A 15279-nucleotide genomic window follows, 5' to 3' on the forward strand; every position below is an offset into this window, starting at 1 on the left:
CCATGCAGCACCACCCGTACGCCACGGCCCCGGCACACCCCGCGCTGCGCCCGCTCCGCCTCCCCACCCGCTGCCCGTATCCCGCCGGGCACGCACCGTCCGTCACGCTCTAGGGCCGGCTCCGGCAGGCCGGCCACCGGCACGGCGCCCAGGTCCCCACCAGGACCGGGCGAGCGCCACCTCGCAGCCCGTACAGCGCCCAGAGAAAGGAGAGAGGGGAACGCGCCGGCGCCAGCGGCACCCCCCGGACAGGCATGACTGTTTCCCGCTCCTCGCGCGAGGCGATCTCCGTGGTCGTCGCCCCCGGGCCCGCCCCGTACGCGGCCCCGTGGGACCTCGAGCTGCGCGGGCCCCTCGACCCCGCCGCCCTGGAACACGTCCTGGGCGAGCTCACCGCCGGTGAGCCGGCCGGGACCGTGCCCCGGCACCGGCTGCTGCGGCACGGCCCCGACCATCACACGCTCCGGTTCACGGCGACGCAGGGGGCGGCCGCCGCGTCCGTGGTGGGCCGCATCGCCGACCTGCTCACCGAGCCGCGCGCCGCCGACCGCCCGCTCGCCCCCGCCCAGTACGCGGTCCTCGCACCCGCCGCCGGACACGGCTACGAGGCGGTGTTCATCGAACCGGCTGCTCCGCCGGACGCGGCCGCGGTACGCGAGGCGCTGCACGCGGTCCTGGCCGCCCACCCCCAGCTGCGCTCCCGCCTCGACCCCGCGGGCGACCGGCTGACCGGGCAGGCCGCGACCACCGGCGGGACTGCGGACAGGGCCGGGACCGGAGCTGCGGACGGGCACGGGACCGAGATCGGAGCCGGGGCCGCGGACGGACACGGGGCCGGGACCGGGGCTGCGGACGGGTTCGAGGCCGGGGCCGCCAGGACCGTGCCGGTGCCTGTGGCCGCGGGCGGTCACGATCCTTTGGTGGAGGGGGAGTTCAGCGACGAGGCCGGCTTCGCCGCGGCTGTCGCCTCGGTCGGCCGCACTCTCGATGCCCACCTGGGCGTCCAGCTGCGGGCCCTGCTCGCCAGGGACCGCCGTCCGGCAGGGCCGCGTGCCGACCGGCTCGCCGTGGTGGTCCATGAACTCGCCGTGGACGCCGCGTCCTGGCAGATCCTGCTCGAGGACCTGTCCGCCGCCCTCGGCACGGCCGCGCCCGCAGTCGCGGCGCGGCCGCGGCGTGCCCCGGACGGCCTGGCCGACTGGGTCACCGGACTGCGGGAGCTGGCCCGCGACCCGGACGAGGTCCGCCACTGGACCGCTGTCGCCGAGCGCAGGTCCCGGGCGCTCAGCTCCCGCCCCTCCGCACGGGTGACCCGGCCCGGCGACAGGGCCGCCACCGTCTCCGCCGACGCCCAGGACACCGCACCCGGCACGATCCGGCCCACCGGCTCCGCCCAGGACTGCGGTCACGACCGCGCCCAGGACTGCGCCCAGGACCGCGCCCAGGACTGCGCTCGGCGCTTCGTTCTGGACGAGGACGTGACCGAGCGGATCACCCAGGGCCTGGCCCAGCGGCTCGCGTTGACCGCCGGGCAGATCCTGACCGGCGTGTTCGCCCTGGCCCTGGCCCGCTGGCAGGACGTCGACGACATCAGCCTCGACGTCCGCAGCGACCCCAGGCCCGGCCACCAGGGCCTACAACGTCACGTGGGCCGGCTCACCGACCTGCACCCGGTCCACCTCACCCTGGAACCCGGCCTCGACCCCCTCGGCCAACTGGCCGCGCTGGCCGGCCCCCTGGCCGCCGCCGCAGGCCACGCCACGGGCGGCGCGGGTTTCGGGGCCTGCCGGGAGTGGAGCCCCGACCCGCTGCTGCGCGATGCCCTGCGCGAACTGGCGCCCGCCCAGGCCTGCCTGCACCTGCACGCTCCGGGCGAGCTGCTGCCGGGCTCCGTCCGCCCCGTGCGCGGCAGCGCACAGCACCGGCCGGCCCGGCCCGTGCACCCCATCGAGGCGCACGCCCAGATCACCGGCGGCAGGCTGCACATCGGCCTCGACCCGGTCCACGACCTCACCGAAGGCATCACCGACACCTCCGTGGCCGCCCTCACGGACCTGCTGCGGGACCTGCTGACGCAGCTGGCCGACGCCTGCACCGCCCCCATCCCGTCCCTCTTCACGCCCACCCCCCAGCAGTCGGCGCTGTTCACCGGCGGCGACGCGCGGCCCGGCACCGGCCGCCACGTCGAGCAGCTCGTCTGGGTCTGGCACGGCCCGCTCGACCCGGAACGCTTCACCGCCGCCTGGCAGTCCGTCTTCGACTGCGAAGCGGTGCTGCGCACCGCGTTCACCGGCGGCCCCGAACCGCAGCTCATGGTGCACAGCCGGGTCACTCCCGACATCACCCGCCGCATCCACCGCGGCGACGACTGGTCGCCCCTCCTGGAACGCGACCGGCTGCGCGGCTTCGACCTGCGCTGCCCCGGAGCACTGCGCCTGACCCTGCTGGAGACGGAGCACACCGCACCCGACGGCGCCTCACCCACCCGGATCGTGCTCACCTACCACCGGGCGCTCCTGGACACCTGGAGCGCACACATCCTGCTGCGCGAGTTCTACCGGGCCTACCTCGCCGGAGGCACCCTGCCCGGTGGCGAGCGCCGCCCCGACCTGCGCGACTACACCGACTGGATCGCGGCCCAGGACCTGGAGCCCGTACGGGTGTTCCGGGCGCGCTCCGCGCCGCCCGACACCGCGGCGTCCCGACCGGGCCGCCCCGCCGGCAAGGCCACACGGCTGACCGGCGTCGGCCGCGCCCGGCTGCGCCTGGACCCCGCAGAAACCATCCGCCTCGCGCGCTGGGCCGGCCTGTGGGGCACCGCGGAGAGCAGCGCACTGCAGGCCGTCTGGGCGATACTCATCCACCGCGCCTCCGACGCCACCGGCCCGGCCCCGGTCTGCTTCGCGGTGAGCGCTCCGGGGCGCGCGATACCGCTCGACGGCGTGGCCCGGATGCCGGGACCGCTGCGCAACGCGCTGCCCATAACCGTCGGGGTGGACCCGGCGGGCACGCTCGCGGACCTGATGCGGCGGCTGCGCGACCACGCCCTGGACATGGCCGCCTACGAATGGGTCCCCGCCGACCGGATCCGTGCCCGGGGCCGGCACGGTACGGGCACCGACCCCGCCGACACCGTCATCGTCTTCGAGGACCCGCCGCATCCGGTGGAAGACCTGGAGGGCGAACTCGCCGCGCAGGGGATACGGGCCGAGTTCTCGGGCACCGTACCCGCCCGCTCGGTGCTGCCCATCGGGCTGCTCGCCCACCACGACAACGCCGGCGGCCTGGTCCTGACGGCGGTCCACGACCGTGACGTGCTCGACGAGGAGGCGGCTGCCGAGCTGCTGGTGCAAAGTGCCCTGCTGCTGCGTGAACTCCCCTTGTGGGCCGGTGAGTCCACCACCGTCGCGGAGGTGCTGAAGCTTTTGCAGGGCAGGGCCGTACCGCGCATGGCCGACGCTGTTGCAGCCGGCCGCGACAACGCGCTGGTCACCCTGCGCGCGGCGGGACAGGAACAGGCCGGCACGATCTGCCTGATCCCGCCGCCGGGTGCGGCCGCGACCTGCTACGACCTGCTGCCCCCCACCTATACGGGCCCGCAGGAACTGCTGGTGCTCACCGGCGGCACCGACGCCGAGGACGCCGGACCCGCCCTGGCCGCCCGCGCGGCCGGCCAACCCCTGCTGCTCGCAGGGTTCTCCGGCGCGGGCGCCCTCGCCTGCGACATCGCCCGGCGTATCGCGGCCGACGGCGCCCGCCCGCCCCGCGTGGTGCTCGCCGGCGCGTTCGCGGACGAGCGGGAGCGGGCCCCCGCACTCGCCCGTGCCCTCCGGGACGCCACTGCACCGGACGGCTGAGGCGAGACCCCGCAGGACGGATCCCGCCCGGGACGGATCGCGGGACAGAACCGGTGCAGGACCGATCCCGCCCGGGACGGATCGCAGGACAGAACCAAGACAGAACGGATCCGGAGCAGGACGGGACCGATCACGGGACCGATCACGGAACCCGACCGCAGGACGGGTCGGAGACGGGACCGATCCGGAGCAAGGCGGGTCCGAGGCGGGACCGATCGCAGGACGGGACCGATCGCGGAGCCCGGTCGCGGGACGGAACGGGCCGCGGGAACGGATCCGGGGCAGGGCGGATCCGGGGCGCCACGGCACCGCCCCACCCGCGCACGGCAGCTCCGGCGCGGCGGAGCACACCGCATGAGTGATCCACTCCGCTGCTGTTCCGTCGCCCTTCAAGTGCTCCTCGTTCGAGGTCGCACATCGTGGCTGTGACACGGGCGGCCCCTCGCCCGCCTCGGACGCCCTTCGCCTCTGGGCCCTCAACCATCTGGAGAGTCATGTCCCGTCGTCTTTTCACCTCGGAGTCCGTGACCGAAGGACATCCCGACAAGATCGCGGACCGGATCAGCGACACGATCCTGGACGCGCTGCTGCGTCAGGACCCCGCCTCGCGGGTCGCGGTGGAGACGCTGATCACCACCGGCCAGGTGCACATCGCCGGTGAGGTCACCACCTCGGCCTACGCTCCGATCGCCCAGCTCGTGCGCGACGCCATCCTCGACATCGGCTACGACTCGTCGGCCAAGGGCTTCGACGGGGCCTCGTGCGGGGTGTCGGTGTCCATCGGCGCGCAGTCGGCGGACATCGCCCAGGGCGTGGACACGGCGTACGAGTCACGGGTCGAGGGCGACGAGGACGAGCTGGACCGGCAGGGCGCCGGTGACCAGGGTCTGATGTTCGGCTACGCGACGGACGAGACGCCGAACCTGATGCCGCTGCCCATCGAGCTGGCGCACCGGCTGTCGCGCCGTCTGACGCAGGTCCGCAAGGACGGCACCGTCCCGTATCTGCGGCCCGACGGCAAGACACAGGTCACCATCGAGTACGACGGTGACAAGGCGGTCCGCCTGGACACCGTGGTGGTCTCCTCGCAGCATGCCTCCGACATCGACCTGGAGTCCCTGCTCACGCCCGACATCCGCCAGGAGGTCGTCGAGCATGTGCTGGGACAGCTCGCCGACGAGGGCATCAAACTGGAGACGGAGGGCTACCGCCTGCTGGTCAACCCGACGGGACGCTTCGAGATCGGCGGCCCGATGGGCGACGCGGGCCTGACCGGACGCAAGATCATCATCGACACGTACGGGGGGATGGCCCGCCACGGCGGCGGCGCCTTCTCCGGCAAGGACCCCTCCAAGGTGGACCGCAGCGCCGCGTACGCGATGCGCTGGGTGGCCAAGAACGTCGTCGCGGCCGGCCTGGCCTCGCGGTGCGAGGTGCAGGTGGCGTACGCGATCGGCAAGGCCGAGCCGGTGGGCCTGTTCGTGGAGACCTTCGGCACCCACACCGTTGCGGTGGAGAAGATCCAGCAGGCCATCGGGGAGGTCTTCGACCTGCGCCCGGCCGCGATCATCCGCGACCTCGACCTGCTGCGCCCGATCTACGCCCAGACCGCCGCCTACGGCCACTTCGGCCGCGAGCTGCCCGACTTCACCTGGGAACGCACCGACCGCGCCCAGCAGCTCAAGGCAGCCGCGGGCAGCTGAGCCCGACACCTGACGGCCGGGCCCGACGGTCGCGGCCCGACGCCGTGCCACACCGGCGATCAGCGACCGAAGCGACCGAAGGAGTTCCCGTGCGCATCGCGGTGACAGGATCCATTGCCACCGACCATCTGATGGTCTTCCCCGGACGGTTCACGGACCAGCTGCTTCCCGAGCAGCTGGCCCACATCTCGCTCTCCTTCCTCGTCGACCGTCTCGAGGTGCGCCGGGGCGGCGTCGCCGCCAACATCGCCTTCGGCCTCGGCGGCTTCGACCTGTCGCCCCTCCTGGTCGGAGCGGTCGGCACGGACTTCGCCGAGTACGCGGTGTGGCTGAAGGAGCACGGTGTCGACACCGGGGGAGTGCACATCTCCGCCGAACGGCAGACCGCCCGCTTCATGTGCATCACCGACGAGGACGCCAACCAGATCGCCGCGTTCTACGCGGGCGCCATGACCGAGGCCCACGACATCGACCTGCGCGCCCTCGTCACCGGCCCCGACCGCCCCGGCCTCGTCCTGGTCTCGCCCAACGACCCGGCGGCGATGCTCCGCCACACCGCCGAGTGCCGGACCCTCGGTCTGCCCTTCGCGGCCGACCCCTCGCAGCAACTGGCCCGCCTGGACGGCGACCAGGTCCGCGACCTGGTGGACGGCGCCGCCTGGCTGTTCACCAACGAGTACGAGGCCGCGCTGCTGAAGGAACGCACCGGCTGGAGCCGCACCGAGATCCTCGCGGTCGTCGGCACTTGGGTCACCACCCTGGGCGAGAAGGGGGTGCGCATCGAAAGCGCCGGACAGCCCCCGCTCGACGTCCCCGCGATCCCCGACACCGACACGGCCGACCCGACCGGCGTCGGCGACGCCTTCCGCGCCGGTTTCCTCGCCGCCGTCAGCCACGGCGTGCCGCTCGAACCCGCGGCCCGACTGGGCTGCGCGCTGGCCTCCGTGGTCCTCGGCGCGGTGGGCTCGCAGTCCTACGAGGTCGACCTGGCACAGCTGTCCGCCGTCGTCGAGCGAGCCTACGGCCCCGGTACGGCCGCCCCGCTCGCGCCAGTCCTCGGAGAACACTCATGACCGCTGACCACCGGACCCGCATTGCCGCGCTCCGCGAGGCCTTCGCCACCCGCGTGGTGGTCGCCGACGGCGCGATGGGCACCATGCTCCAGGAACAGGAGCCCACCCTCGAGGACTTCGAGCAGCTCGAGGGCTGCAACGAGATCCTCAACGTCACCCGCCCGGACATCGTGCGCTCCGTGCACGAGGAGTACTTCGACGCGGGCGTCGACTGCGTCGAGACCAACACCTTCGGCGCCAACCACGCGGCCCTGGGCGAGTACGACATCGCCGGACGCGTCCACGAACTGTCCCAGGCCGGCGCCCGCGTGGCCCGCGAGACGGCCGACGCGTACACCGCACGCGACGGCCGCCCGCGCTGGGTGCTGGGCTCCATCGGCCCCGGCACCAAACTGCCCACCCTGGGCCACGCCCCCTACACCGTCCTGCGCGACGCCTACCAGCAGAACGCCGAGGGCCTGGTCGCGGGCGGCGCCGACGCGCTGCTCGTCGAGACCACCCAGGACCTGCTGCAGACCAAGGCCTCCGTCCTCGGCGCCCGCCGCGGCCTTCAGGCACTCGGCCTCGACGTGCCGCTCATCGTGTCCGTGACGGTGGAGACGACCGGCACGATGCTGCTCGGCTCCGAGATCGGTGCCGCGCTGACCGCGCTGGAACCCCTCGGCATCGACATGATCGGCCTGAACTGCGCGACCGGACCCGCCGAGATGAGCGAGCACCTGCGCTATCTGGCCCGCCACTCCCGCATCCGGCTGTCCTGCATGCCCAACGCGGGGCTGCCGGTGCTGGGCACGAACGGCGCCCACTACCCGCTGACCGCCTCCGAACTGGCCGACGCCCAGGAGAACTTCGTCCGCGAGTACGGCCTCTCGCTGGTGGGCGGCTGCTGCGGCACGACGCCCGAGCATCTGCGCCAGGTCGTCGAGCGGGTACGCGGCATGGCCCCGGCACCGCGGCAGCCGCAGCCCGAGCCCGGCGCCGCCTCGCTGTACCAGACGGTGCCGTTCCGGCAGGACACCGCCTACATGGCGATCGGTGAGCGGACGAACGCCAACGGTTCGAAGAAGTTCCGTGAGGCGATGCTGGAGGGCCGCTGGGACGACTGCGTGGAGATGGCCCGGGACCAGATCCGCGAGGGCGCGCACATGCTCGACCTGTGCGTGGACTATGTGGGCCGCGACGGTGTCGCGGACATGGACGAGCTGGCGGGCCGGTTCGCGACGGCGTCCACGCTGCCGGTCGTCCTGGACTCCACGGAGGTCCCGGTCATCCGGGCGGGTCTGGAGCGGCTCGGCGGCCGCGCGGTCATCAACTCCGTCAACTACGAGGACGGTGACGGCCCCGAGTCGCGTTTCGCCAAGGTGACGGAGCTGGCGCGGGAGCACGGTGCCGCGCTGATCGCGCTGACCATCGACGAGGAGGGCCAGGCCCGCACGGTCGAGACGAAGGTCGCCATCGCCGAGCGGCTCATCGAGGACCTGACGGTGAACTGGGGCATCCAGGAGTCGGACATCCTCATCGACACCCTGACGTTCACGATCTGCACCGGTCAGGAGGAGTCCCGGGGCGACGGCATCGCCACCATCGGGGCGATCCGTGAGCTCAAGCGGCGCCGCCCCGACGTGCAGACCACCCTGGGCCTGTCGAACATCTCCTTCGGTCTGAACCCGGCCGCGCGGATCCTGCTCAACTCGGTCTTCCTCGACGAGTGTGTGAAGGCGGGCCTGGACTCGGCGATCGTGCACGCGTCGAAGATCCTGCCCATCGCCCGGTTCAGCGAGGAAGAGGTCACCACCGCCCTCGATCTGATCTACGACCGCCGGGCCGAGGGCTATGACCCGCTGCAGAAGCTGATGGCGCTGTTCGAGGGTGCCACCACCAAGTCGCTGAAGGCGGGCAAGGCGGAGGAGCTGGCGGCGCTGCCGCTGGACGAGCGTCTCAAGCGGCGGATCATCGACGGCGAGAAGAACGGCCTGGACGCCGACCTCGCCGAGGCCCTGCGGACCCGCCCCGCCCTCGACATCGTCAACGACACGCTCCTGGACGGCATGAAGGTGGTCGGTGAGCTGTTCGGTTCCGGCCAGATGCAGCTGCCGTTCGTGCTGCAGTCCGCCGAGGTCATGAAGACCGCGGTGGCCTACCTCGAGCCGCACATGGAGAAGTCGGACGCGGAGGGCAAGGGCACCATCGTGCTGGCCACGGTGCGCGGCGACGTCCACGACATCGGCAAGAACCTCGTCGACATCATCTTGTCCAACAACGGCTACAACGTCGTCAACCTCGGCATCAAGCAGCCGGTCTCCGCGATCCTGGAGGCCGCCGAGGAGCACCGGGCCGACGTCATCGGCATGTCGGGCCTGCTGGTCAAATCCACGGTGATCATGAAGGAGAACCTGCAGGAGCTCAACTCCCGCGGCCTGGCCGCGAACTACCCCGTCATCCTCGGCGGCGCCGCCCTCACCCGCGCCTACGTCGAACAGGACCTGCACGAGATCTACCAGGGCGAGGTCCGCTACGCCCGCGACGCCTTCGAGGGCCTGTACCTCATGGACGCCCTCATCGCGGTCAAGCGGCAGGTGCCCGGCGCGAAGCTGCCCGAGCTCAAGCAGCGCCGGGTCAAGACCACCGCGCCTGCCCTCGTCGTACAGGAGCGACCCGAAGAAGGCGGACGTTCCGACGTCGCCACCGACAACCGCGTGCCCGCACCGCCGTTCTGGGGCACCCGCGTCGTCAAGGGCATCCCGCTCAGGGAGTACGCCTCCTGGCTCGACGAGAGCGCCCTGTTCAAGGGTCAGTGGGGCCTGAAGCAGACCCGCGCCGGCGACGGACCGAGTTACGAGGAACTCGTCGAGACCGAGGGCCGGCCCCGGCTGCGCGGCTGGCTGGACCGCCTGCAGACCGACAACCTCCTCGAGGCGGCCGTCGTCCACGGCTACTTCCGTGCCGTCTCCAAGGGCGACGACCTGATCCTGCTGGACGACAACGGCTCCGAACTGACCCGGTTCTCCTTCCCCCGCCAGCACCGCGGCCGCCGCCTGTGCCTGGCCGACTTCTTCCGCCCCCAGGAATCGGGGGAGACCGACGTCGTCGGCCTCCAGGTCGTCACCGTCGGCTCCCGCATCGGCGAGGAGACCGCGAAGCTGTTCGAGTCGAACTCCTACCGCGACTACCTCGAACTGCACGGCCTGTCCGTGCAGCTGGCCGAAGCCCTCGCCGAGTACTGGCACGCACGCGTGCGCTCCGAACTCGGCATCGCCTCGGCCGACCCGGACTCCCTGGACGCCATGCTGCGCACCGAGTACCAGGGCTGCCGCTACTCCCTGGGCTACCCGGCCTGCCCCGACCTGGAGGACCGCGCCAAGATCGCCGGCCTGCTCCGGCCCGAGCGCATCGGCGTCCACCTGTCCGAGGAGTTCCAGCTGCACCCCGAACAGTCCACGGACGCCATCGTCGTGCACCACCCCGAGGCCAGCTACTTCAACGCCGGAGGCCGCCCATGACCACCCTGCGCGACACCCTCGGCCGGGGGACCCCGTCGTTCTCCTTCGAGTTCTTCCCGCCGAAGACCGCCAAGGGCGAGCGGACGCTGTGGGAGGCGATCCGCCGCATCGAACCCCTCGCACCGGCCTTCGTCTCCGTCACCTACGGCGCCGGCGGCTCCTCCCGGGACCGCACCGTCGAGGTGACCAAACGGATCGCAACCCAGACCACCCTGCGCCCCGTCGCCCATCTGACCGCGGTCGGCCACTCGGTGGCGGAGCTGCGCCACATCATCGGCCAGTACGCCGACGCCGGCGTGCGCGACGTCCTCGCCCTGCGCGGCGACCCGCCCGGCGACCCCAACGCCCCCTGGAAGCGGCACCCCGACGGCTTCACCCACGCCCATGAACTGGTCGCTCTGGTCAAGGAGTCAGGCGACTTCAGCGTCGGCGTGGCGGCCTTCCCGGAGCGCCATCCGCGCTCGCCGGACTGGGACAGCGAGATCCGCCACTTCGTCGCCAAGTGCAGGGCGGGCGCCGACTACGCCATCACCCAGATGTTCTTCGACGTCGAGGACTATCTGCGGCTGCGCGACCGGGTGGCCGCCGCGGGCTGCGACACCCCGATCATCCCGGAGATCATGCCGGCCACCGACGTACGCCAGATCGCCCGCTTCGCCGCCCTCAGCGGCGCCGCCTTCCCCGAGGACCTGGCCCACCGCCTGGACACCGTGCGCGACGAGCCCGCCGAAGGCCACCGCATCGGCGTCGAGCACGCCACCGCGATGGCCGAGCGGCTCCTCGCCGAAGGCGCCCCCGGACTGCACTACATCACGCTGAACCGCTCGACGGCGACGCTCGAAATCCACCGCAACGTAGCGAACTCAAGGAGTACCCAGCATGTCCTCGCAGCCCAGCACTGACTTCACGGACTTCAAGGTCGCCGATCTCTCCCTGGCCGCCTTCGGCCGCAAGGAGATCACCCTCGCCGAGCACGAGATGCCCGGCCTGATGGCGATCCGCACGGAGTACGCCGAGGCGCAGCCGCTGGCCGGCGCCCGGATCATGGGCTCGCTGCACATGACCGTGCAGACCGCCGTGCTGATCGAGACCCTGGTCGCCCTGGGCGCCGAGGTCCGCTGGGTGTCCTGCAACATCTTCTCCACCCAGGACCACGCGGCCGCCGCGATCGCGGTGGGCCCGAACGGCACGCCCGACGACCCGCAGGGCGTCCCGGTCTTCGCCTGGAAGGGCGAGACGCTGGAGGAGTACTGGTGGTGCACGGAGCAGGCGCTGACCTGGCCGAACAGCCCCACCGGCGGCCCGAACATGATCCTCGACGACGGCGGTGACGCCACGCTCCTGGTCCACAAGGGCGTCGAGTACGAGAAGGCCGGCAAGGTTCCCTCGGTCGACACGGCGGAGAACGACGAGCACCGGGTCGTCCTCGAGCTCCTGAACCGCACGATCACCGAGGGTTCGCAGAAGTGGACGCAGCTCGCGTCGGAGATCCGCGGTGTGACCGAGGAGACCACGACGGGTGTCCACCGTCTGTACGAGATGCACCGTGACGGCAGCCTGCTGTTCCCGGCGATCAACGTCAACGACGCGGTCACGAAGTCGAAGTTCGACAACAAGTACGGCTGCCGGCACTCCCTGATCGACGGCATCAACCGTGCCACCGATGTCCTGATCGGCGGCAAGACCGCGGTCGTCTTCGGCTACGGCGACGTCGGCAAGGGCTGTGCGGAGTCGCTGCGCGGGCAGGGCGCCCGGGTCATCGTCACCGAGATCGACCCGATCTGCGCGCTGCAGGCGGCGATGGACGGCTACCAGGTGACCACGCTGGACGAGGTCGTCGAGACGGCCGACATCTTCGTCACCACGACCGGCAACAAGGACATCATCATGGCCGCCGACATGGCCAGGATGAAGCACCAGGCGATCGTCGGGAACATCGGTCACTTCGACAACGAGATCGACATGGCCGGCCTGGCGAAGATCCCGGGCATCGTCAAGGACGAGGTCAAGCCGCAGGTCCACACCTGGAAGTTCCCCGACGGCAAGGTCCTCATCGTGCTGTCGGAGGGCCGCCTGCTGAACCTGGGCAACGCCACCGGTCACCCGTCGTTCGTGATGTCCAACTCCTTCGCGGACCAGACCCTGGCCCAGATCGAGCTGTTCACCAAGCCGGACGAGTACCCGGTCGACGTCTATGTGCTGCCCAAGCACCTCGACGAGAAGGTCGCCCGTCTCCACCTGGACGCCCTCGGCGTCAAGCTGACCACCCTGCGCCCCGAGCAGGCCTCGTACATCGGTGTCGAGGTCGAGGGCCCCTACAAGCCGGACCACTACCGCTACTGAGTCGACCCAAGGAGGACCAGGTGCACGACCCTTTGAAGGAGGACCACAGACAGCCCCAGGACACCCCGGCCCTGGCCCCGCCGCTCCGGCTCGCCGGCATCGACGAGGACGACACCGCGGAGTCCCACCTCGTACGCGGCATCGACTGAAGACCCCGCTCCGCCCAGGCGCGCTGCACACCCGCTGCAGCGCGCCTCGTCGTCATGCCCGCACCCTGCCGCGCCCGCACCGGCCCCGGCGGCGCGAACCGCGGCAGCCGGCGCCGGCCGTGCCCCGTCCAGGGCACCCGGCGGGCCGAAAACAGCACCGCCGTGCGCCACGCCTCCTCGATCGGTCCACGAGTGAACCTTGCCAGTCTCTGTAGGCAACGACGAGTGGAGGTGCGGAGGTGCAGACATGATTCGGATACTGCGCGGCGGTCTGCGGCTGATCAACGGCCTGCTGCGGGCCGCGGGGCGGGCACTGGCGTGCCTGGGAGCCGTCTATGTCGGCCCCGAGGCGGTTCAGGCCATCGACCCGTCCCGTTCCGCCGCACGCCCCAGGAGCCGCCTCGTGCGCTACGCCCAGGCACGGTTCCTGGAACTGCCGCCGGGGGCCGGCGGGCCGCCGCCCGCCCACCCCGAGCGGCTGCGGGGCGACATCCCGCTGTCCGAACAGGAAATGCTGCTCGCCCGCGAACTGTGGCCGGCCCACGACCACGTCCGCGACGGCAGCTGAATCCCTCAGGGCCTGTCCGGCCGATCAGTGTGCGGACCCCGCGTCCGTGCCCCGGTCCGCCGGGCAGGCCCTCGGCGACCCCGCACGGCACGCGCAGGCGGCCCTGCGCGCCGGCCCCCGCCGCCGCGCGCCGCAGCCCTCGGCCGGGACGCGGGACGCGGGGCGCGGGGCGCGGGGCGTGGGGCGTGGGGCGTGGGGCGTGGGGCGCGGCCAAGGGCTGCCGGGGGCGGGCGGGGCGGGGCTCAGACAGTGGTGATGACCTCGTCGATGTCCAGGCGGGGCAGCCGCGGGCGCCAGGCGCCGGGGCCGGGCCGGCCGATGTTGACGACCATCAGCGGGGTGTGGTCGTCGTCCAGGAACTCCTTGCGGACGCCGGCGGCGTCGAAGCCGCTCATCGGGCCGGCCGCGAGGCCGGCGGCGCGGACGCCGACGATGAAGTACGCGGCCTGCAGGGCCCCGTTGAGCAGGGCCGACCTCTCACGGCCCGCGCGGTCGGCGTAGAGCACGTCCTTGACCTGCGGGGCGTGCGGGAACAGCCGGGGCAGCCGGGCGTGGAACTCGTTGTCGGTGGACAGGACCGCGGACAGCGGGGCGGCGGCGGTCTTGGGCCGGTTGCCCTCGGCCATGTGCCGCACCAGGCGCTCACGGGCCTCGGGGGAGCGGACCAGGGTGATGCGCAGCGGGCTCTGGTTGGAGGCGGTGGGGCCGTACTTGACCAGGTCGTAGACGGCCCGGATCTGCTCCTCGGTCACCGGCTCGTCGGTGAAGGTGCTGGCGGTGCGGGCCTCACGGAAGAGGAGGTCCTGGGCGGCGGCGTCGAGTACGAGCGGCATGGGTCGGTGACCTTCCCGGGAAGAGGGCGGATCGGTGCGGCGGACGCGTGAACCCTCGGCCGCCCGGGCTGAGGGGTTCGGGTGGGTTCAGCGGTGCCGGCACGGGCGGGCACGCCACGCGGTGGGCCCGCCCGCGGTGGGGGCAGGGCCTCACCACTCGACCAGGGCGAAACTCGCGGCCATGCCGCCGCCGAAGCCGGCCAGCAGGACCAGTTCGCCCGGGCGGAAGGCGCCCTTGCGGACGGCCGCGTCCAAAGTGATCGGGATGGAGGCGGCTCCGGTGTTGCCGAGCTGCGTCACCGTCTTGTGCATGGTGGCGCGGGGCAGGGACAGGTCCGCGAAGACCTCGTCGAGCATGACGCCGTTGGCCTGGTGCGGAACGAAGTGGCTGATGTCCTCGGGGCCGACGCCAGCCTCGTGCAGGAAACCCTTGACCAGCTGCGGCAGTTCCTCCACCACGAAGCGGCGCACCTCACGCCCGTCCATCGCGAAGTACTGCAGCCCGGCGTCGAGGGCGCCCGGGTCGGCGGGCAGCCGGCTGCCGCCCGCGGGCACCTGGATCAGGTCCGCGAGAGCGCCGAACGTGTGCAGGGCGACATGGCGCACCAGCGGGCCCCGCCCGGTCGGACCCAGGACCATCGCACCGGCGCCGTCCCCGAACAGGATGACCGTCTTGCGGTCGGCCGGGTCGAGGATGCGCGAGTACACGTCGGCGCCGATGACCAGCGCGTGGCCGCCCCGCCGGAGCATGACGCCGCTGACCGCGGAGAGCGCGAACACGGTGCCCGAACACACCGCGTTGACATCGAACGCCGCGGTGCCGGACGCGCCGAGATTGCGCTGGACATAGGCCGCCGTCGGCGGCTGGGGACGGTCCGGCGTGGACGTGGCGACCGCGATCACGGACAGCTGCTCGGCAGTGATGCCGGCCGACTCCATCGCGGCCCGCGCCGCGGCCGTGGCCAGGTCCGACGTGGCCTGCTCCGGGGCGGCCCAGCGCCGCTCACGGATCGCGGTCTTGCGGGTGATCCAGGCGTCGTCGACGCCGGCCGGCGCACCCACCTCGTCGTTGGAGACGATCCGGTCCGGCACGTAGGCACCCGTACCGAGGATCCTGACGTCCTTCATGGGGCTGCCCGTACCGAGGATCGTGAGGTCTTCCATGCGGCTGCCCTCCCCTCAGGTGATGTTGGAAAACAGTGCGGACAGGGCGCCGGGCAGGGGGCGGCCCGGGTCAGGGCCGCCCGCCTGCC

At 72.4% G+C, this 15279-nt stretch carries 10 protein-coding genes; 8 read left to right on the top strand and 2 right to left on the bottom strand.

The window, feature by feature from the left end; translation table 11 throughout:
* The first annotated feature begins 254 nt into the window (after positions 1-254).
* From OG736_RS44065 to OG736_RS44100, 8 genes are all read left to right on the top strand, one after another.
* Positions 255-3857 (top strand): condensation domain-containing protein, encoded by a 3603-nt coding sequence (locus OG736_RS44065; protein ID WP_327180569.1) that lies wholly within the window; start codon positions 255-257, stop codon positions 3855-3857.
* A gap of 494 nt (positions 3858-4351) precedes the next feature.
* Complete coding sequence (gene metK, locus OG736_RS44070; protein ID WP_327180568.1) at positions 4352-5560, top strand: methionine adenosyltransferase; 1209 nt, start codon at positions 4352-4354, stop codon at positions 5558-5560.
* A gap of 89 nt (positions 5561-5649) precedes the next feature.
* Entirely contained in the window at positions 5650-6633 is a 984-nt protein-coding gene (locus OG736_RS44075; protein ID WP_327180567.1) for a carbohydrate kinase family protein, read from the top strand.
* Positions 6630-10133 (top strand): methionine synthase, encoded by a 3504-nt coding sequence (metH, locus tag OG736_RS44080; protein ID WP_327180566.1) that lies wholly within the window; start codon positions 6630-6632, stop codon positions 10131-10133. Before OG736_RS44075 ends, metH begins: the two co-directional genes overlap by 4 nt.
* Positions 10130-11035 carry a methylenetetrahydrofolate reductase [NAD(P)H] gene (gene metF / locus OG736_RS44085; RefSeq protein WP_327180565.1) on the top strand — a complete coding sequence of 302 codons (906 nt, stop codon included), beginning with the start codon at positions 10130-10132 and terminating at the stop codon, positions 11033-11035. The genes metH and metF overlap by 4 nt, the downstream gene beginning before the upstream one ends.
* Entirely contained in the window at positions 11013-12476 is a 1464-nt protein-coding gene (gene ahcY, locus OG736_RS44090; RefSeq protein ID WP_327180564.1) for an adenosylhomocysteinase, read from the top strand. The genes metF and ahcY overlap by 23 nt, the downstream gene beginning before the upstream one ends.
* Positions 12477-12496: 20 nt before the next feature.
* Complete coding sequence (locus OG736_RS44095; protein ID WP_327180563.1) at positions 12497-12625, top strand: surface protein; 129 nt, start codon at positions 12497-12499, stop codon at positions 12623-12625.
* Positions 12626-12872: 247 nt separating this feature from the next.
* Positions 12873-13193 carry a DUF6059 family protein gene (locus OG736_RS44100; RefSeq protein ID WP_327180562.1) on the top strand — a complete coding sequence of 107 codons (321 nt, stop codon included), beginning with the start codon at positions 12873-12875 and terminating at the stop codon, positions 13191-13193.
* Positions 13194-13435: 242 nt separating this feature from the next.
* Here OG736_RS44100 and OG736_RS44105 read toward each other — a convergent pair whose 3' ends face one another.
* Positions 13436-14026 (bottom strand): malonic semialdehyde reductase, encoded by a 591-nt coding sequence (locus tag OG736_RS44105; protein ID WP_327180561.1) that lies wholly within the window; start codon positions 14024-14026, stop codon positions 13436-13438.
* Positions 14027-14176: 150 nt separating this feature from the next.
* Entirely contained in the window at positions 14177-15154 is a 978-nt protein-coding gene (locus OG736_RS44110) for a 3-oxoacyl-ACP synthase III family protein (RefSeq protein WP_327187478.1), read from the bottom strand.
* Positions 15155-15279 lie beyond the last annotated feature (125 nt).

Origin of the sequence: Streptomyces sp. NBC_01334 (assembly GCF_035983595.1) — a bacterium.
GTDB lineage: Bacteria > Actinomycetota > Actinomycetes > Streptomycetales > Streptomycetaceae > Streptomyces > Streptomyces coriariae.